The organism is Hyphomicrobium sp. (genome assembly GCF_047600905.1).
In the GTDB taxonomy this organism is placed as follows: domain Bacteria; phylum Pseudomonadota; class Alphaproteobacteria; order Rhizobiales; family Hyphomicrobiaceae; genus Hyphomicrobium_B.
Genome location: NZ_JASGKD010000001.1, coordinates 3,433,903 through 3,453,555, shown reverse-complemented (window position 1 = coordinate 3,453,555; position 19,653 = coordinate 3,433,903). Strand labels below are relative to the sequence as shown.

The window sequence follows — 19,653 nt, the reverse complement described above, 5'->3', positions numbered from 1 at the left end:
CCACGCGCAAATGACGGCAGAAACTGGCGTGTTCGGACGTTCCACGATATGCAGCCTTTCCACGGAAAAACCGATGCGGAATTGAAACATGGTTCAAACGAAGCGCGTCGCGCTGGTGACGGGTGCGGGTTCCGGTATCGGACGCGCAGTGGCATTGAAACTTCAGGCCAATGGCTTCGACGTCACGCTCGTCGGCCGGCGCGCCGAAGAGTTGCAAAAAACCGCCAGCGCCGGGTCGCCCGAAGGCGGAAAATTCCTTGTCGCCCCCGCCAATGTCGCGGACGAATCGGCGGTCACGGCCGCTTTCAAATCAACGGGCGAAGCGTTCGGCCGCCTCGATCTTCTTTTCAACAATGCTGGCACGTTTACCCAGGGCGTGCCGATCGACGAGCTTTCGCTTGCCGAGTGGCAGCGCGTCGTCGACGTCAATCTGACAGGATGCTTTCTGTGCGCCCGCGAAGCCGTGTGCATGATGAAAGCGCAAACCCCCAAGGGTGGCCGCATCATCAACAACGGCTCGATCTCTGCTCAGGTGCCGAGACCCTTTTCGGTCGCATACACGGCGACGAAACACGCCATCACTGGCCTGACCAAATCGCTGTCGCTCGACGGCCGCGCCGACAACATCGCCTGTTCCCAGATCGACATCGGCAACGCCGCGACCGACCTGACGGCGAAAATGGGCAGCGGCATTCTGCAAGCCAACGGCACGAGCATGGTCGAACCGCGCTTCGATGTCTCCCACGTGGCGGACGCGGTCCTCTACATCGCCAACTTGCCGCTCGACGCCAACGTTCAGTCGATGACGCTGATGGCAACGACGATGCCGTTCATCGGGCGCGGGTAAGCCAAACCCGCCGTCATCCCGGCCTTCGCCGGGATGACGTCAGAGGGACTGTGACGACTTCGCCGTCACTTCCGTCGAGAGAAATCCCGTCAAATCGCGCGTGAGATAGTGGATGTGCTCCGGTAATTCCCGCCATTCGCGGACCTTGAGCTGCGCCGGATGATCGATGTAATCGGAATGGACGAGCACGGTCGTCATTCCGAGCGTCGATGCCGGTTCGAGATTGTGCGGCATATCTTCGAACATCGCCGCTCTTGCCGCCGGTAAGCCATGCAGCTCCAGCATCTTGTCGAAGGCTTGCGGATCGGGCTTCGGCACGTAGTCGAGCGCGGCGATATCGCAGATGTCTTCGAAAAGATGCAGCACGCCGAGCTTGCGCGCTACGTTCTCCGCGTGCCGCCGCGAACCGTTGGTGAAGATCAGCCGCCGCCCCGGCAGCGCCGCGATCGCCGCTGCCAGATCCGGCAGCTCCGGCACCACCGAAATGTCGATGTCGTGAACGTATTCGAGAAACGGCCCCGGCGGCAGCTTGTGCACCTTCATCAACCCCGCAAGCGTGGTGCCGAATTGCCGGTAATAGGCTTTTTGCAAGTGCCGCGCGTGTTCCCGCGGAACCCCGAGCGTCTTGGCGATATAGCCGCTCATGCGCCGATCGACTTGCGCGAAGAGATCGCAGGACGCCGGATAAAGCGTATTGTCGAGATCGAATATCCACGCTTCGATATGATCGAAGCCACGCCGGGCGGCAGTCGTGCGCGGCACGTCCGTCGCTCCCGCGATTTCCGCCATCAGGCCTTGCCCTTCTTGCGTTCGGCGCGCTTCACCAGCGTGCCGACGCCGTGCTCGGTGAAGAGTTCGAGCAGCACGCAGTGCGGCACCCGCCCGTCGATCACGACGACGCCCTCGACGCCCGCTTCGACGACCTCGATGCAGCCCTCGATCTTCGGGATCATGCCGCCCGAGATGGCGCCGCTCTTGATCATCGCCCGCGCTTCGTCGATCGAAAGGCTCGGAACGAGGGTCTTGTTTTCATCCAGGACGCCGCTGACGTCGGTCAGCAGCAGCAGGCGCTTGGCTTGCATGCGCGCCGCCAGCGCCGAAGCAAATGTATCGGCGTTGACGTTGAGCGTCTCGCCTTCGCGGCTGATCGCAACCGGCGCAATGACGGGAATGAGATCGGACTTCGAAATCACCTCGACGATGTGCGGATTGATCTCCAGCGGATCGCCGACATACCCGATGTCGACATTCTTCATGATGTTCGACTGCGGGTCCGGCATTTCCGTGATCTTCTTCGCGATCATCAGGTTGGCGTCCTTGCCCGAGATGCCGACTGCCTTGCCGCCCTGCTGGTTGATCGCCGACACGATCTCCTTGTTGATCTTTCCGGAAAGCACCATCTCGACCACTTCGACCGTCGGCTTATCGGTGACGCGCAGGCCATGCACGAAGTCCGACTTGATGGCGAGCTTCTGCAGCATGCTGCCGATCTGCGGCCCGCCACCGTGAACCACGATCGGATTGATGCCCGATTGCTTCAGATAGACGATATCCTGGGCGAACGCCTTGAACAGCGCATCGTCGCCCATGGCGTTGCCGCCGAATTTGATGACGACGGTCTTTTCGTCATAATCGATAAGGTGAGGAATAGCCTCCGCCAGGATGCGCGCCTGCTGGTGCGCGGTCAGCGGCGCCTCGGCCGGGGCGGAGGGCTGAGTCACTGCGGCTTTTTCAGACAGGCTTTTCGCTGACGTCACGAGTTTCCCCTTATCACCAATATGGGTCGCCCCGGCGGGGCGCCGGGCAGCTTGTCGCGGTCTTATAGCTTCTCGGCAGCGGGCCTCAACGGATTTCCCCGGCCGGGAGCCCTTCGGGGCGGTCCTGACGCAGGCAAACGCCCGGCGTCTGGGGACGAAAACCATTCTCGCCCTGCCAACGGCCGACTCGCTGCTATAACCTTGCCATACGGCTGTGTTTTCGCCACGCTGTAATAAATAAGTCCTGGCCAGTCCTGCCCGTCTTGGCCTTCGTTTCAGGAGATGTCGTGGGCGTGACGGCACCAGAGATTGCGCAGATCCCGATGTCGTCGGAGCTCGCGGCGACGCTCGCGCGCGGCGCCGAGCTTGCGGGCGAGACCGGCGCCGGCGAGGTCACGCTCGAGCATTTGCTCGCCGCCCTCTGCGACGATCCCGACGCGCTGGCTGTCCTCGACGCCAGCCATATCAACCGCGAGCGGATCAAAGACGACGTCATCGCCCGCCTGACGCAAAATGCCGGGCCGATGCCCGCAGTCGGAGATTCCCTCGGCGTATCGGTCGAAGTCCGGCGTATCCTTGAGGCAGCGGCCGCCGCCGCGAGAGGAAGCCGCCGTCGCGACATCAATGGCGCCATCGTGCTTGCCGCCATCGTCGGAGACGCCCGCAGCGTCGCGGCCCAGATCCTCGAAGCCCACGGATTGACGTTCGAGAATGCCATTCGCGCCTTGCAGGCGGCGCTCGCACCGCCCCGTGAGGCACCGCAACCGCAGCCTCCAGTCGCCGACGAAGTCCTGGCGCGGGCCCGCGAGCGCGTCCAGTCCCGCTCCGCCCCATCGCTGCGCGAGATCATGAAGGACATGCCGCGGCCGGTACCGCCGGAACCGCCGATGCCTGCGGCCCCGCCGCCTCATGTGCCGATGCCCGAGGCACATGTCCCGGACCCATCGTTTCCGCAAATTCCCTTCGACGCCGACATCTCTCGCGGTGGGTCGAATAATGATGCAGCTCTTCCAAGTGCGGCTCCGCCCGAACATGCGCCGGTCGAACCATCACCCGCGCCCAAAACCGAGCCGCCGCGAAGCGAACCGCCACGACCAGCGGCGCCGGTAGCGGAACCCAGCGCGCAGCAGCCGTATCCGGCTCCCTCGGCACCGGCCGAACCGAGATCGCCCATCGTACCGCATCCATCGCCGGCTCCGGAACGAACGGCCTTCCCTCAGGAGCCGACGCTACCGTTGCCACCGCGCCCGGCGCAGTACGCTCCGCCCGGCGGCGCGCGGCCGGATCCCGGCGCTTACCCGCTGCCGTTCCCGGGAGCACCACACCCCTCCGGCCCGAGCACGGGAGCGAATGCGGCTCCTCCTCCGCCAGCGCCTCCGCGCGAGATGTTCGATCTGCCGCCGCGCCCGCAGCCGTCACGCATTCAGCCGCCCCCGATCCCGCCCGCGCCGGGACTTGGCGGTCCCGCGAGCGTACAGCCTCGGCAGACAGGCCCTTCGCCTGCGTCCCCTTCGCCTCCACCGGGCGCGCAACCGCAATTCGGACCGCATGGCCCGAGCCTTTCTGTGCCCGGCCCGATCGCCGCGCCTTCATCGGCAGGCATTCAGGCCCCACGCCCCAACCTCGGCCAGGACCCGAGCTTCCGCCCCGGCGCGCCCGTCAACGCGCCCGCCACCCAGCAGCAACCGCCACAACCGCAGCTTCAGCGGCGAGCGCCCAAACGCGCCAAGTCGGTAAACGTCGAAGCCGGTCAGCTTGCCGAAAATATTCCGCGCGCGATGCGCGTCGGCAAGACCGTGCGTGCCGAGGTCCGCATCGCCAAAGCCTCGATCAAATCGATGACCGAAGGCATGGACGGCGGCGGACAGGTTTGGCAGCACCCGATCGCCATAACGCGTGCGATGTCGGTCCGCCTGCGCGCCCCCGACGGCGGCTTCTTCATCGAGTCCGCTTCGCCCGAAACGCAATGGATCGAAAGCAACCTCGGCTATTCAAGCGATGATTTCGCCAGCTGGCGCTTCCTGATCACGCCGCAATCGCGCGGCTGGTCCGATCTGCAGATCATCGTTTCGGCGCGAACCATCGGAGCTGATGGCGTAGCCGCAGAAACGGCGCTTCCCGACCAGATCGTGGAAGTAAAGGTTCGCGCCAACCTCGGCCGCGCCATCATGCGCCTGATCGGCTGGACGATTGCCGCCGTCGTCGGCGGCGCACTCGCGACCTTCGGCGAATCCGGCATGACGATCGCAAAAACGCTACTGCAAAAGTTCGGGCATTAGCGTCAGCTGCCGTGCGCCTCGAGAAGCTGTGCGATGGTCGCGCGCAGGTCTTCGAAACCCAATGCCTTCTCCGACGACGTCAGCAGGATTTGCGGAAATGCCGCCGGATGCTTCGCGAGCACCTTGCGCGTGTTTTCGCTGACCTTTTCCAGATCGGTCTTGCTGATCTTGTCGACCTTGGTCAGCACGACCTGATAGGACACCGCCGCGCCGTCGAGTAGCGCCATGATTTCATCGTCGACCGGTTTCAGCCCATGGCGCGCGTCGATCAGCAGAAAAACGCGCAGCAGCGTCCGCCGTCCGGCAAGATACGTGCGCAACACTTTGTTCCACGCCGCGACTTTGTCCTTCGGCGCTTCCGCAAAGCCGTAGCCCGGCATGTCGACGAGATAGAGTTCGTCGTTGGGGTCGGTGAAGAAATTGAGTTCTTGCGTCCGCCCCGGTGTGTTCGACGCGCGCGCCAGCCTCAGCTGCCCAACCAGAGCATTGATCAGGCTCGACTTGCCGACGTTCGACCGCCCCGCGAATGCGATCTCGGGCCTGTCATCGGGCGGAAGATGATCGAGATCGGGCGTACCGCGCGAAAAAGTCCAGGCACGCGTAAAAAGCCGCCGGCCTTTCTCGATCGCGTCGGCCGAAAAGATGTCCTCATCCGCCATGGATCGATCCAATGCAAAAGCCCGGGAATTCACCCGGGCCTTTGGCCAAGCCTATTTCTCGGAACCGCCGCTCGCACCGAATAATCGGAACAGCGGCGCAAACGCGCGCTTGAGATTGCCGAAAAGATGGATCTCGGCCCCGTTCTTCTTGTTGATCCAAAGCTGCTGGCAGATCGAGAGCGTGTTGCTCCATGCCCAATAGATCACGAGGCCGGCCGGGAAGCTCCCGAGCAGGAACGTGAACATCACCGGCATCCACTGAAAGATCTGCTGCTGGATCGGATCCGGCTGCGGCGGATTGAGTTGCATCTGGATCCACATCGTCATGCCCATGATCAGCGGCCAGACGCCGAGGTGAATTCCAAAGACGTCCGGCGCCTGGAACGGCAGCAAGCCGAACAGGTTGAAGATCGACGTCGGATCGGGCGCCGACAGGTCGTGAATCCATCCGAAGAACGGCGCGTGACGCATGTCGATGGTGACGAACAGCACCTTATAGAGCGCGAAGAACACCGGGATTTGCAGCAGGATCGGCCAGCAGCCTGCCAGCGGATTGATCTTCTCTTTGCGGTAAAGCTCGAAGATCTCCTTCTGCTGGCGCTGTGGGTCGTCTTTGTACTGCTCTTTGATGCGCGCCATCTCCGGCTGCATCTTCTTCATGCGCGCCATGCTCTCGTACTGCTTGTTCGCGAGCGGATAGAATGCCGCTTTCACGATCACGGTCAGAATGAGAATGGTGATGCCGAAGTTGTGCACGACGCCATTGATCAGCTCCATCAAGCGGAACAGCGGGCGCGTGATGAAGTAGAACCAGCCCCAGTCGATCAGACGGTCGAAGCGCAGAATGTTGAGCGCCTTCTCGTAGCCGTCGATCAAAGACGCCTGCTTGGCGCCTGCAAAAAGATGTCCTTCGACGCCCTTGCGTTCGCCCGCGGGAATGGCGAGCGCGCCGAGCAGATAATCGGTCTGAAACGCATCCCTGCCCGATGGATCGCGCGCAGGCAGCGCCGAATACATCGCGCGATAAGGCGCCGTCTGGTTCGGAACGAGAGCGGTCGCCCAGTATTTGTCGGTGATGCCGAGCCAGCCGCCGACCACATTCTCGAACGTCTTCGGCACGCCCGCCTTGACGGCCGCGGCGTAGGTATCTTCCACCAGGCCGTGATCGCCGGAAACGCCGACCAGACCTTCATGCAAAACTGAATAAACGTGCGATGGCGGATGCCCGCTGCGATGAACGCGCGCGTAAGGAAGCAGCGAGATCTCGCCGCTGGTCTTGTTCTCGACCTCGTCGACGATCTTGAACATGTAGTCGTCGTCGATCGAAATCGTGCGATGGAAGATCACGCCCTGGCCGTTGTCCCAATTGAGCGTGACCGGCGTCTCGGGCGTCAGCTTCGCGCCGCCTTCGACCTGCCAGACCGTATCGCGGTCGGGAACCTTGATCGATGAACCGACCTGCGGCACCCAACCGAATTCCGCGAAATAGGGATCGAACGATCCCGCCGGCGACAGCAGCGTCACCATCGGGCTGTTCGGATCGACCGTCTCCCGATATTTTCTTAAAATGAGATCGTCGATGCGTCCCGTCTTGAGGTCGATCGAACCCTCGAGCGATGGCGTGTCGATCGTGACCCGCGGCGTCATCTTCAGAATTTCTTCGCGCGACTTCGGCGGCTCGGTCGAAATCTGCTGACCGGCTGCAGGCACAGCAGCCGACGGCGTCGCGATCGGCGCGTTTGCAACGTTCGGCGGACTTTCGGAAGTTGCCTTGCCGGTGTTCTGCGCGTCGAGTTGCTTGTTGAACTCCTGCCGGGCCTGCTGCTGCTTGATCTGCGGAGCGGCAAAGAAATATTGCCAGCCCATCAGCACCAGGATCGACAGCACCACGGCGATGATCAGGTTATTCTGGTCTTTTGGATCGCTAGGAGAGCTCATCAAATCCTCGAGTCGAAGTCGGCTTTTTGGGGCCTGTTATTGCCCGGAAGGGATGGAGAAAACTGGCGATAAAGGGAAGGGGACACCCGGTCACGCTGACCCTTTTCTGTCGGCCCGCGGTGGCGAACCGCCCTGCAAGGCGGCGAGCGCCCGATGAATGTCGCGGCGAAGCAGCTCGAACGGCCGTTCGAGCGCCGCCTGCCGCGCGACAATGACATAGTCGCACGAGCCGAGCTTTGCATCCCGGGTTTCGGCCGCGAATGCCTCTTTGAGGCGCCGCCGGATCCGATTCCGCGTGACGGCGTTTCCGATTTTCTTTGTGATTGTGAAGCCAAAACGCGGCCCCCCGTCGCTCGGAGAGCCTCGGCGCACCGCTGCTGCAGCGGGCCGTTCGCGCATTTCGATCAGAAATGCCGGCGTCGATTGCCGCCGGCCGCCACGGACAGCAAGAAACTCGGATCGCGCCTTGAGAGTGGGCAAAATAGGAATGACAGCCTCCAGAGCCGCACAAAGCGGACAGCGGGGCCTAGGCGTTAGACCCGATTAGGCCGAAAGACGCTTGCGACCCTTCGCGCGACGGCGCGCCAAAACCTTCTGACCACCAGCCGTCAGCATGCGTTTGCGAAATCCGTGGCGGCGCTTGCGAACAAGGCGGCTCGGTTGATATGTGCGCTTCACGGAAGTCTCCGTCCAGGTCTCTTGAAGCCACCAACCGTTGACGGCAAGGCGGCCAAATTACATTGATTTTTCCGTGTGTTACAAAAACACATCGCCTGGGCGAAAACCCCAGCCGATTGCGCATGTATCCGGAATTCGCGCCCTTATAGTGGGCCCCCGAGGGCAAGTCAACGAGCCGCTGGCGCCGAATCCAGTCAAAACCGGGCCGGCAACCGCATCACATGCGCTCTCGATCCCTTTCCAGCAGGGGATAGGACCGATCTGCGGAGTGAAAAGTCGCCGCGCCATCATTAATCTAATCCGAACGGTTCGCGATTTCCGGATATTTTGCATGCCCAAGGATATGGCCGGCCCGGCCCCAGCGCCGCAGACACTAGACGCCGACTTCTGCGTCATCGGCGCAGGCTCCGGCGGCATTGCGCTCGCGACCACCGCAGCCGCTTTCGGCCAGCGCGTCGTCCTCATCGAAAAACACAAGATGGGAGGCGACGGCCTCAATTACGGCAGCGTGCCCGCCAATGCGCTCCTCGCAGCAGCCCGTCGCGCCCAGGACATGCGCACCGCATCGCCTTTCGGCATTGAGAGCGTTGAACCGCAGATCAATCATGCTGCAGTCAACCGCTACATGGCGGGCGTGATAGCTCGTATCGCGCCCAATGCAACGGTCGAGCGTTTCGGCGGCATGGGCATTCAAGTGATTTCGGCGGCCGCCAAATTTCTAAACCCGACAACTGTCGTCGCCGGCGAATATCGCATCTCCGCGCGCCGCTTCGTGATCGCGACCGGCTCATCGCCGATCATTCCGCCGATCCCCGGACTTGCCGACATTCCCTACTTCACCAACGAGACGATCTTCGACAACGACAAACCGATCGCACATCTGATCGTGATCGGCGGCGGCGCGACCGCGCTCGAGCTTGCGCAAGCACATCGTCGCCTCGGCTCCAAGGTCACCATCATCGACGCCGGCCGCGCTCTCGCAGATGAAGATCCCGAGCTTGCGGTTGTCGTGCTCGCGCAGCTTGCTGCCGAAGGCATCGTGTTTCGCGAAAACACCCGCATCAAGCGAGTCTCCGGCACCATCGGCAAGATCGCCGTCGATGTCGAAGGTATAGCTGGCGCCGAAACCCTCGAAGGCACCACCATCCTTATCGCCGCCGGACGCAAGGCCAATGTCGCCGACCTCGGCTTGGACTCCGCCGGGGTGAAAATCACCGGCAACATCATCAAAGTTAATGCCGCCCTGAAGACCACCAACAAGCGCGTCTATGCCATCGGCGACGCCGCGGGTGGTCCGCGCTTTGCCCACGCTGCGGCGGAGCAGGCCGACGTCGTGCTGCGCCGCTCGCTCTTCCGTATCCCGGCCAGATCGGCAGGCGCCGCAGTCCCACGCGTGATCTTTACGGAACCCGCGCTGGCGAGCGTCGGCCTCAGCGAAACGGAAGCGCAAGCTGCCTACAGCCACATCAAAGTGCTGCGCTGGCCTTATCATGAGAATGATCGCGCGCAGATCGAACGCAAGATCGAAGGACATATCAAGGTCGTCACGACCAAGCGCGGCCGTATCCTCGGTGCTGCCATCGTCGGCGCCGAAGCAGGCGAACTGATCCAGATGTGGTCGCTGGCCATTTCCCACCGCCTCAACGTCAAGGCGATGACGCAATGGGTCTCGCCCTATCCGACATTTTCCGAGATCAACAAAAGGGCCGCGATCCGTTACTTTGCAACACTCCCGAGTAACCCCGTTTTGCGCAAAGTCATCGCGTTGCTCGCAAAGCTCGGTTAATGATCTCCGCCGAGGAGATGCTCAGTCCAGTGCAGCGCGCGATTTTCAACGGCAACGATAACGATAACAAGAACGCCACGGGAATGGTCTCCATCATCCGGGCGCCGTGGCGTGCCGTTGCCCGCTTTTGGGCCAACCGCGGTCTGCCGGTCAAACTCATCCTGCTGACGGCGATCTTCGTCCTCGTTGCCGAAGCACTCATCTTCCTGCCGTCGATTTCAAGCTATCGCGTGACTTGGCTGCAGGAACGCTTGACGGGAGCGCAGCTTGCGGCGCTGACGTCCGACGCGTTCCCGGGCGGCCAGATCCCCTCCGCTCTCCGCGCCGATCTTCTGCGCACGGCACAGGTCAAGGCCATTGCATCCAGAAGTGCCGGCGAACGCCGCCTGGTGTTCCCGCCCGACGGCGATCTCACCATTGATTACGTCTACTATCTTCCGCCCGAGCCGACGTCCTTCTGGGATAGCCTGTCGACGCGCTTCGAGCAGGCCAAGGATGCCGTCACGACTCTTCTGTCGAGCAATCGCACAATTCGCGTCATCGGTCATAGCGGTCCCGACAACAACAGCCTGATCGAGATCGTCATCCCGGAAGAGCCGCTGAAAGCCGCCATGATCCGTTACGGCATGAACATCCTTTGGCTGTCGATCATTCTTTCGCTGCTGACGGCCGCCGTTGTTTATTTCGCGCTGAGCCGGCTGTTCGTGAAACCGTTGACCCAGATCACCACCAACATGCTGCACTTCGCCGAGAACCCCGAAGATCAAAGCCGCATTATGCCTGACACCGGCCGCCGCGATGAAATCGGCGTCGCCGAGCGCGAACTCGCCAGCATGCAGCGCCAGCTCTCGAACTCGCTCGCTCAGAAAAATCGCCTCGCACAACTCGGCATGGCCGTCTCCAAGATCAATCACGATCTCCGCAACATGCTCGCGAATGCCCAGCTGATCTCCGATCGCCTTGTCGCCATCCCCGATCCGACCGTCCAGCGCTTCGTCCCCAAGCTCATCGCCTCGCTCGATCGCGCCATTCAATTCTGCAATTCGTCATTGCAGTTCGGCGGCGTTTCCGAAGCTGCACCGCGACGCGAACTGATGCTGCTGAAGCCCCTCATCGACGAGGTGGCCGACAGCCAGGGACTACCGCGCGAAGGCTCCGTTATGTTCGTTGCCGATGTCGACCCGGCACTTCTCGTCGACGCCGATCACGAGCATCTCTTTCGTGCCCTCTCCAACCTCATCCGCAATGCCGTTCAGGCGATCGAGAGCATCGACGGCAAGACCGACGGCGAGGTCCGCGTCGCGGCGCATCGTGAAGGCCGCAAGGTCGTCATCGACGTGATGGACAATGGCGCCGGAGTTCCGAAAAAAGCGCGCGAGAACCTCTTCAAGGCGTTTCAGGCTTCGACAAAAAAGGGCGGCACCGGCCTCGGCCTCGTCATCGCCGCGGAACTTGTGCAGGCCCACGGCGGCACCTTGACCCTCGTCGATAGCACCAAAGGCGCCGATTTCCGCATCGAACTTCCCGACCGTCCCGTCGATTGAGGTTGTTCCGAAGCGGCAGGGGTGTCGTCGCCCACCGTTCGAAGCGCGGCGAGACGTCTCCGGCCGCGTGTAAGAGGGGGTCTTGCGCTTCGCACCGCGACCCACTAGAGAGGGTGCCTTCGTCGCCCGGCCACGCCGCCGGATGGCCTTTCGGCCTGACCGCAACGAAAAAAGCGCCGGTAGCTCAGTTGGATAGAGCACCAGACTACGAATTTGGGGGTCGTGGGTTCGAATCCTTCCCGGCGCGCCAGCTAAATCAATGACTTAGCTCATTTCTGGCAAGTGGTCGTTTTCCGCTAGCAACCAATTAGCAACAGCGCCGAAGAAAATTCGGGACTGATCAGCCTGCGCTCATCGCCTGTGTCGATCGGGATAAAGAGCGGCGTTACGGCGGACCGCATGCGGCGCCGAGACGGCGCAACGGCCGCTGAGTGTTGAGGCTTTGCGGCGATCGTTCCCGTTGGATGATAAGGGCAGCGCCCGCCGCCCGACCGCATGCACACCGGATAATGGCCGGGAACATTCCGAGGCGCATGGACGCAGACCGTCGACGGTACTCGCCCTCCACCACGCCCTGCACCCGCAATCGAATACCAAGCTAGTCCGGTCGTTCGTCGACACGGCTGGGGCATTTCTGGCGGAATAGATTCAGTTTCATCCACAACCAGCTTTTCCGCGCGTGACGGGGGCGGGGGGCCGAATGCGTTCGCGCGTCTTTCGCGCATGGTGGCGGACTAAAATTTCAAAAAATTTGTCTAGGGATTATGTTTCGTGACCTAGTAGCGTTCGTCCGCAAACGCACAATCGACGGTGGCATACTGATGTCGGCTGAAACCAAAACAGAAAAACCACTGGTGCTTAAGCTGCCCGCCGTAGCCGTTGATCCAAACAACGTTTGGGCTGGCGACAAGCTCGAAAGAAAACTGCTAGCCCCCCACCTTAAGCAGATTATCGAATCTGCGAACCAGAGTTTCACCCTAGGTATCGATGGCGAATACGGAAGCGGAAAAACATTTTTGCTCACTCGCTTACAATACGATCTGCCAAACACCACCGTCGTCTACCTGGACGCTTGGTCAAGCGACTTTTCCGGCGATCCGATGGCTGCTTTCATTTCCGCGTTAGACCAGCAATTGACGAGAGTCGGTGCCAAGTCGGAGATCAAGAAGCGGGTTAAAGACCTCGCGCGTGCGGCCGCACCGCTCATGATAAAGGCTGTCGCAAGAAAGGCGCTCGGAGAAGAGGGCGTGAAGGAGTGGCTAGACGAAATCGGGACAGACGGTGATCAAATCTCAGAGACGCTTAAAGGGCTGGCGACGAAACGCATTCGGGCTCAACGCGAGACTGAAAAATCAGTTGAAGGTTTTAAAACCTCCCTCGCGGAAATCGCCTCGGAGCTTCGAAAAAATTCACGGGGTCCAGGGTTGGTTGTCTTCGTTGACGAACTCGATCGATGCCGCCCGAGCTACGCCATCGAATTACTCGAACACATCAAACACTTTTTCTCCGTCGAAGGCGTCGTTTTTGTCGTTGCGACGGATCGCGCCCAGCTCAAAAGCACCGTGAAAGCGCGCTATGGGAGCGAATTCGACGCCGACGGCTATTTGCGGAAGTTCTTTGATTGGTGGATACGGCTGCCATCGCCAGACTTCAGGCGCTACGCGAACTACCTAGTGGAGCGTTTCAACTTGGTAGCCGATGGTGTCCTAGTGAGCATGGACTACTTCGACAACGGCGCAAAGGTTTTGTCAGCGACTTTTGCCTCGATTGCCGAGAAGTGCGATCTAACTTTACGGGAACAGGAGCAAATATTCGTCGATATCAACGCTGCATTGCGTTCTTCAAACAGAAAAATTCCCTGTTTTGCGGTTTTTTTGCCTATTTTCGCCATCGGACACCACGTTCTGCCCGACGAGTGCAGAAGATTTTGCACTCACAAGTATCCTGACAAAGCGTTCCTGGACTGGGCCGAAAAGAGCTGCCAAGACGTTGACTTTCCATATGAGGAAGAGCCGCTCGTCTCGCTAGCTGCAACATACATAGACTTGAATGAAGCAGAGAAAGCGCGAAAAAAGCGCTCGTTAGGAATGACACCTGAATTATTTGAAGGGGCAATAAAGCATCGCTCCCAACTACTCACAGGATCAAGAATGCCTCATTTTTTCAATCATTCACTTGCGAGCTTGATTTATTCCGAAATCGTTTTTTGGTCCAACTTAACATCGTAAGCGGTGCGTGACCGTATCGCCCGACCACGGCAGCCTTACGAATCACTTTCCTTTTTCGACGGTTTTACGTCGGCGATGGGTTCCCCCCATTTCAGTTTTTCAAGGGCCACGCTCTGCTCTGCGCGGTTTTGTTCGCTCGCCCTCTGTCGGTCCAAATGCGCAATATACCCCTTCGCGAACTTGGCTAGCATCGGTGTCTGACCGTCATTCCACGGCTCGATAAGTTTCTTCTTGTGGTTATAAGCTTCGACAAATCCGAAAGAACCGTTCACTACTCCTAAGCTGTCCAGAACGTAGTGCAAATCGCGCTCGAACGTGGAGTCCATTTCTGACGAGGATGCAACGACTTCTTTCAATACCTCGAACACTTCGGGCGCGCCCTCATACCTTTCGAGTGCGCCAATAAATACTCGCTGTTTTGCTCTGTCCGAACTCCGACCAAATTCTATCAGCGGCGACCGCAAAGGCTCTGTGATCGAGGGATGTATGCATTTTATCAAGCCGCCAATCTCAGTCTCTCTCGCGGGGTTGTCTCGCCACAACGCAGCAGCCGTTTCGAGTAAAAAATCCACCTCGTTACGGAGTTCCGACAAGTCAGGAGACGCGAAAGGAATTGCGTCATAGCCGGTAGGCGCGATCGTCTGTTCCGAATATGCGATGCGGTCGCTGAAGAAGCTTATAACGGCCCGCGGGTTCGTCTCCGAGATTGGCTGTAGGAAAGATTCCAGTTGGTGATCGGCTTGTGAAAACGGCATAACGGATTTGAGAATTATCCGCACCTCATCATCGCTTAAACTTCCGCACACTGACTTGAGGCCGTCCAAATGCCAAACGTGATAAACAATGTCGGCGTTTCCTCGGTCGCCCAGCCATTTAAAGGCCTTCAGCAATAGCGCCTTGTGCTCGCCGCTGGAGGGATCGTAATTCGCAATAATTGCGGCCGTCGTTTCATTCACTACGCGCGTGTCGCCCGATGCGGTCGCAGATTCATACAGCGAAGGCAAAATTTCCGCAGAAAATCTCGGGAGAAAATGCGTAGCGCTTGCAACTTCGCCAAGATAAACGCCCTTCTCTATCCATTCGCGAACGATCGGCACACACAAATTTTCATGCCCACTTTCAGCTAGCGAGTTCAAAATCGTCGGTAGAAACCGAGCAAGGTTTCCCCGAATACCCGGCAGCCGATCGACAATGAACTTTGGCTTCTCACTGCAAATCCGGACCAAAAATTTCTGAAGGCCTGTTCTCGACATTCCGTTCGAGAATTGCGGTGCGGCGCATCGCTCTAAGCGCTGCCACCAAGCGTCCTCATTCCCATCGAGAGATTGCATAAAAGTTTCGATTTCGCCGTCACGGATATTTTGGGAACGCTTGTAGAACCTGGATCCGTCCTCCCAATCTGCAGCATAAACCGAATTAAAACTCGCCAGGGTCTTGAAAATATTGAATTCAGAGTCGGAGGAGAGCGCATCGCGAATGGCACGGCACTCTTCCGATATCTCGGTTCTAAGCTGAGAAATGGCTTCTAGCTGAGGAAGAGGCCCGGTACAGAACATCCGATGAATGTTCCAAGCGCTGTATTCGATTTCATTCTTAACCTCGAACGAAGCGGCCGTCATCTCGGCCTTCAAAAATCGCAGCACTTCGAGTGTATCTTGCAAAATGCAAACGAGGAGTTCGTCAGAATATTGGCCTTGCGTCGGTGGGCTTGCGACTTGCAAGAGTGCATTTATTACTTCGTGCCGTTCGTTATCTGTCGAGGCGTCGGTGTAGAGAAACTTTAGCAATTCTACAACTGACGTACGCGCTGCGCCGATGTCTTTGCCCGGCGATATTGACACTGAAGCGAAACTGAATGTTCGATACGAGCCCTTCACTGAAGTCAGTGACGGCTTTAGCAAATTTTTTCCAACCCCAAGAATCAAAGCCCTTTGCGCTCGCCTGTCATCGGCGCTAAGTTCTTTCATCGGACGTATAAGCGCTAGATGAACTGCGCCGCCGTATCGTTGAAAAAGATCATAAGGGATGTCGGCCAGATGATCGGCCGCTTTAAGATAAAGCTCACGCTCTTTGGTCGATTCAGCGGCGCCGTGCAGTCTCATAAGGAGTTGCAGTGATGCCTCGGGGTCTCCGCGCATTATGTCTTCAAACAACTCGACCGCTTTTCGTATGACCTGCGCACCGTCGAAGCCATCGACACTAAAGTCGCCCACCATCCAAGTAGACCTCGGGGTGCCTCTGCTTATAGCTATGGCTTGCTCGACGGTGGTTAGAAGCTCGCTAAGTATTGCTGGGGTGCCAGCATCGAGATTGGGCAAGTAGTGATCCATTATGAGATCGAGTACGTTCCAACGCTCGTTATTGTCTTTTGCATCAAGCAGATTTTTCAAAGGCCCGCGTTCCGATATCGCTAGACCTTTCATTACACTGTCGTAGTCTTGTTGAGCTTTCTCGAACTCATGACCTGCGGGCGCAAGATATTTTAGCATTATGTCGGTTAAGCGCTCGTCGATTTCTCGGAGTTTCTGTGTCCCAAACTCAAGACTATCGCCGCGCTTGTACCCAATATCGTGGGTAGCCTCTGACCATGCATGATTTAGAATTGTTTGGACCTGAACTTCGCATCTTAGACCCGCGAAGCGTTTGTATTCCGGGAGCGCCGCTCTGTCGGACTTCAGCCGCACAACAAAGTTATAGCTCCGAAACTGCGAAGCGTTTTCGTCGTCCAAGACAGGGTGATGAAATTTAGTACTCTCATCAATTTCGAAATTGTCAAATAGTACGCGAGTGGAGAGGAATTCATTGAACGCGCCGTTGCTGTAAAAGATAAGTCGGCAGCCAGCTAAATCTTTTCTGTGAAGCTCGATCTCATCACTGTCAGTTAGGCCCTTTTCGCGCAACCTCTTCGCTAGGCTGGCCTCACCCTTTGCGCGGGTTTGGATTTGCGGTGCCGTGGATTTGAACGCACCCGTTCGCTTGGCCTCATCGAGAGCCGCCACTATTATCTGCGAAACCGCTTTCGCAAAATCGGCATAGAGCATTGCGCCCTCCGAAACGTATGTTCTTAAATCCATTTGATGACCCCGCGGCAAAACCCGAGGCTGCTTCATAGATCAAAATTTATTGCACGCACGCTGCCTGACGCGCAGTTCGGCAGCGATACTGTGGAAAGCCTGTACGACGTTGCGAAGCGGCCTCGAACGGTGAAACAGTCGGCCGGTGCTGAAGCGTTGAGCCGTCAATGGGCGCCCACGGCGCAGTAATGGCGCGCCGAGGCTTCGAGGCGGCATGGACTGCTCGCCTTCACGGCTCTCGGGTTTGAGACTTTGCGGAGCGTCGGTTACAGACGCCAAGATTAAATTGCACCTAACAGTTTGCGATCGCGGTTACACGATTTGCGCGAGAACGCTACCGCAGGCACATTTCCCTCACCGCAAAAAAAAAGCGCGGCAGAAAGGAGGTAAAAATGTCCAGATTATTTAACCTGCGAATTTTGATTTCGGTACGCATAAATATTGTGCGCACCTCGTCGATAATTTAAAATTCCGAATAACCGTCCGTGGCGGACCGCGGCCCCACGGGCGATTTTTCGCTAAATAATTCAATGCCGGATGATGTTAAATAAGCAGCAAGTTTTGGCCTACGCGTTGGAAATCAGCCCGCAAAATCAAATAAATTATAATTCGTGATGCCAAACCCGCCCGATAAGCCCCAAAGCCCCTTCCCCAAGAATCTGGACGTCAAATAAGCAAATCAGGTATTTAGCCGTCTGACGAGGCCAAAGCCCCGCTAGCCGGTTAGCCCCTCATGCCCTCGTCGTTCCCCAAATTTAAATCGGGCCGACCGCAACGCCTTAGAGCGCGCACAACCGCGTGTCTGCCCGGCCTTATCCGCTTGGAGCCGAAGACATGTGGAACGCCGCTATGGAGCAAATTCTGCGCGATAAATGGGACGGCGAAGGGCTCGCTGCGCCGGATATTGCCCGGGAGTTGACAGCGCTCGCCGGCCAGCCCGTCACGAAAAGCATGGTCGTCTGCAAAGCGCGGCGACTGAATTTAAAATCCCGCCGTCGAGGCATCAGAGCGTACAAACGAAAGCGTCATGCGCCCCGCACGCCGTTTCGCGGATTTAAAGGCGAGGGGTTTTATTCGCCGCTGCCGCCGACGCCCGAAGTTGTCTATGCTGACGATGTCGTGCGCGTCTCATTTCTTGATCGCGAGCCGGGACAGTGTGGGTGGCCGATCGGCGATCCACTCTTGCCGGGCTTTGGCTGTTGCGGCGACAAAACCGCAAAGGGCGAAATTTATTGTCCTCGTCATCGGCACCGCTCGCTTGAACCGATTGTAGACGCGACGCCCGCAACCCCACGAAGTGTTGACGTAGCGTCCTCACCACCGCCCCGCAATCCGTCGACGTCCGCGTCGAGTGTAGACGTGACGTCAACACGGACCACCGGTGAAGGCGTGGCGTCTACTGAAAACGGCTGCACATCCGGCTTTGCCATTCGCGAACAGCTTGAAAGCTGCAACGCGGCAGCCTCTTCGAACCGAAATTTAACGATCGGCCGACAGCAAGACGTCTTGCAAAATGGAGAGACACATGTTGGGGCGGATGCATTGAAGCTTTGAGGCGATTATTGCCCTGCAAGTCTCATCAGTAAGGAATTTCGCGATCGAAAGTTGGGCCGTCAGAGTAGCAGCAACGACAGTCGCAGCAGATTGAAAATCGAACCAGCGGCCACGGGGGCTCGCCATGCTAGCAGAAAATCCAAATACCATTTCCTTTGTTGGCGGCGGAACGACCGCTCCACTCACTTTTCCATACCGACTAGATGCGCCGGAAGAAATGCAAGTGTGGCTCACGTCGGCGACGGGTGCCAAAAGCCTTCGTGTGGTCGGCGTCGACTACACAATCGTCGTCGCCAACGATTTCACTTATGCAACCGTGACGCCGCAACCGGCATTTGCCGCACTAGCATCTGGTAAGAACATCGAACTTCGCCGCGTGCTGCCGTTCTCGCAGGACGTCGACTTGATTTTCAATCAGCGTTTTAACGCCGCCGTTGTGGAGAAAGCGCTAGATCGTGCCGCTATGCGGGATCAGCAGCTTGACGGACGTATGGACGCCTACGAGGGAAACATAGCCGGGTTCCAAGATGCGGTCGTTTCAGCGGTGACGGCAGCGAACACCGCGACCGACCAAGCAACGAACGCGTCTAACTCTGCGGACGCCGCCGCTTCGTCAGCGTCAGTGGCTTCCGCATCGGCTACGGCAGCCGCAAATTCTTACGACAGCTTTGACGATAGATACCTCGGCGCAAAGTCGAGCAACCCGACGCTCGATAACGACGGCAACGCTCTGCTTGTCGGCGCCCTTTATTGGAACACGACAAGCAACGTGCTTCGCATCTGGACCGGCTCTGCGTGGACGAACGTCGGCGGGACGTCGGCGGGTGCGGTGTCGTTTAGCCCCACGGGCAACATCGCAGCAACAGACGTTCAATCGGCTCTCGCAGAGTTGGACAGCGAGAAAGCAGACTTTCAGTCAGGAACCTGGACGCCAGCTTTTACATATTCGACTTCCGCGTCGGGCATCACTTACGCCACACAGGCCGGATATTACGTTCGCATCGGCAAACTCTGTTTTATCAAGGGCCGCATAACGACGAGCGCAAAAGGCACCGTCGCAGGAAGCTTGCAAATCACGGGGCTGCCTTTCACGTCTGCCAACGACGCAAACACCGATGCTGGTGTGCTACCCGCTTCATTAGGCGCGTTATTCACGTCCATAGGTGGCGGCCTGATCGTGATGGTGGCGACGAACGACACTAAGTGTTGGGTCCGCTGCGGAACAACGACTGGCGTTACAGACGTGACCGACGCAAACACAAACGCAGGCACAACAATTTACTTCGAAGGCGTTTACAGGATCGCATGA

Annotated in this window: 14 protein-coding genes and 1 tRNA gene; 8 read left to right on the top strand and 7 right to left on the bottom strand. The window is 58.7% G+C overall.

From position 1 onward, the window contains the following. Positions 1 to 88: 88 nt before the first annotated feature. Entirely contained in the window at positions 89 to 847 is a 759-nt protein-coding gene (locus tag QM780_RS16580; RefSeq protein WP_415071539.1) for an SDR family oxidoreductase, read from the top strand. 39 nt (positions 848 to 886) lie between these two features. Here QM780_RS16580 and QM780_RS16575 read toward each other — a convergent pair whose 3' ends face one another. Both QM780_RS16575 and argB read right to left on the bottom strand, forming a co-directional pair. Next, positions 887 to 1,636: a pyrimidine 5'-nucleotidase gene (locus tag QM780_RS16575; protein WP_415071538.1), complete on the bottom strand. Its 750-nt coding sequence runs from the start codon at positions 1,634 to 1,636 to the stop codon at positions 887 to 889. Beyond that, the gene (argB, locus tag QM780_RS16570; protein ID WP_415071537.1) at positions 1,636 to 2,604 is read right to left on the bottom strand and encodes an acetylglutamate kinase; all 969 of its coding nucleotides are present in this window, start codon (positions 2,602 to 2,604) and stop codon (positions 1,636 to 1,638) included. Before argB ends, QM780_RS16575 begins: the two co-directional genes overlap by 1 nt. Before the next feature lie 293 nt (positions 2,605 to 2,897). Between argB and QM780_RS16565 the strand changes: the two genes are divergently transcribed. Continuing rightward, positions 2,898 to 4,883: a Clp protease N-terminal domain-containing protein gene (locus tag QM780_RS16565; protein WP_415071536.1), complete on the top strand. Its 1,986-nt coding sequence runs from the start codon at positions 2,898 to 2,900 to the stop codon at positions 4,881 to 4,883. 2 nt (positions 4,884 to 4,885) lie between these two features. Here QM780_RS16565 and yihA read toward each other — a convergent pair whose 3' ends face one another. From yihA to rpmH, 4 genes are all read right to left on the bottom strand, one after another. Continuing rightward, on the bottom strand, positions 4,886 to 5,542 hold the full coding sequence (yihA, locus tag QM780_RS16560) for a ribosome biogenesis GTP-binding protein YihA/YsxC (protein WP_415071535.1): 657 nt from the start codon (positions 5,540 to 5,542) through the stop codon (positions 4,886 to 4,888). Between the two features lie 51 nt (positions 5,543 to 5,593). Then, on the bottom strand, positions 5,594 to 7,480 hold the full coding sequence (yidC, locus tag QM780_RS16555; protein ID WP_415071534.1) for a membrane protein insertase YidC: 1,887 nt from the start codon (positions 7,478 to 7,480) through the stop codon (positions 5,594 to 5,596). Positions 7,481 to 7,570: 90 nt separating this feature from the next. Further along, the gene (gene rnpA / locus QM780_RS16550) at positions 7,571 to 7,960 is read right to left on the bottom strand and encodes a ribonuclease P protein component (RefSeq protein WP_415071533.1); all 390 of its coding nucleotides are present in this window, start codon (positions 7,958 to 7,960) and stop codon (positions 7,571 to 7,573) included. A 63-nt stretch (positions 7,961 to 8,023) separates the two neighbouring features. Beyond that, complete coding sequence (gene rpmH / locus QM780_RS16545) at positions 8,024 to 8,158, bottom strand: 50S ribosomal protein L34 (RefSeq protein WP_024275086.1); 135 nt, start codon at positions 8,156 to 8,158, stop codon at positions 8,024 to 8,026. A 331-nt stretch (positions 8,159 to 8,489) separates the two neighbouring features. On the opposite strand from rpmH, the gene QM780_RS16540 reads away from it, so the two are divergent. The 4 genes from QM780_RS16540 (at position 8,490) to QM780_RS16525 (ending at position 13,716) form a co-directional block, all read left to right on the top strand. Continuing rightward, positions 8,490 to 9,944 carry a dihydrolipoyl dehydrogenase family protein gene (locus tag QM780_RS16540; RefSeq protein WP_415071532.1) on the top strand — a complete coding sequence of 485 codons (1,455 nt, stop codon included), beginning with the start codon at positions 8,490 to 8,492 and terminating at the stop codon, positions 9,942 to 9,944. Continuing rightward, positions 9,944 to 11,488 carry a sensor histidine kinase gene (locus QM780_RS16535; protein ID WP_415071531.1) on the top strand — a complete coding sequence of 515 codons (1,545 nt, stop codon included), beginning with the start codon at positions 9,944 to 9,946 and terminating at the stop codon, positions 11,486 to 11,488. Before QM780_RS16540 ends, QM780_RS16535 begins: the two co-directional genes overlap by 1 nt. 173 nt (positions 11,489 to 11,661) lie before the next feature. After that, a tRNA-Arg gene (locus QM780_RS16530) sits at positions 11,662 to 11,738 on the top strand. A 571-nt stretch (positions 11,739 to 12,309) separates the two neighbouring features. Next, complete coding sequence (locus QM780_RS16525; RefSeq protein ID WP_415071530.1) at positions 12,310 to 13,716, top strand: P-loop NTPase fold protein; 1,407 nt, start codon at positions 12,310 to 12,312, stop codon at positions 13,714 to 13,716. 35 nt (positions 13,717 to 13,751) lie between these two features. Here QM780_RS16525 and QM780_RS16520 read toward each other — a convergent pair whose 3' ends face one another. Further along, complete coding sequence (locus tag QM780_RS16520; RefSeq protein WP_415071529.1) at positions 13,752 to 16,757, bottom strand: hypothetical protein; 3,006 nt, start codon at positions 16,755 to 16,757, stop codon at positions 13,752 to 13,754. Positions 16,758 to 17,624: 867 nt separating this feature from the next. Between QM780_RS16520 and QM780_RS16515 the strand changes: the two genes are divergently transcribed. Then, positions 17,625 to 18,344, top strand: a complete 720-nt coding sequence (locus QM780_RS16515) for a GcrA family cell cycle regulator (protein WP_415071528.1) — start codon at positions 17,625 to 17,627, stop codon at positions 18,342 to 18,344. A 217-nt stretch (positions 18,345 to 18,561) separates the two neighbouring features. Next, entirely contained in the window at positions 18,562 to 19,653 is a 1,092-nt protein-coding gene (locus QM780_RS16510) for a hypothetical protein (RefSeq protein ID WP_415071527.1), read from the top strand.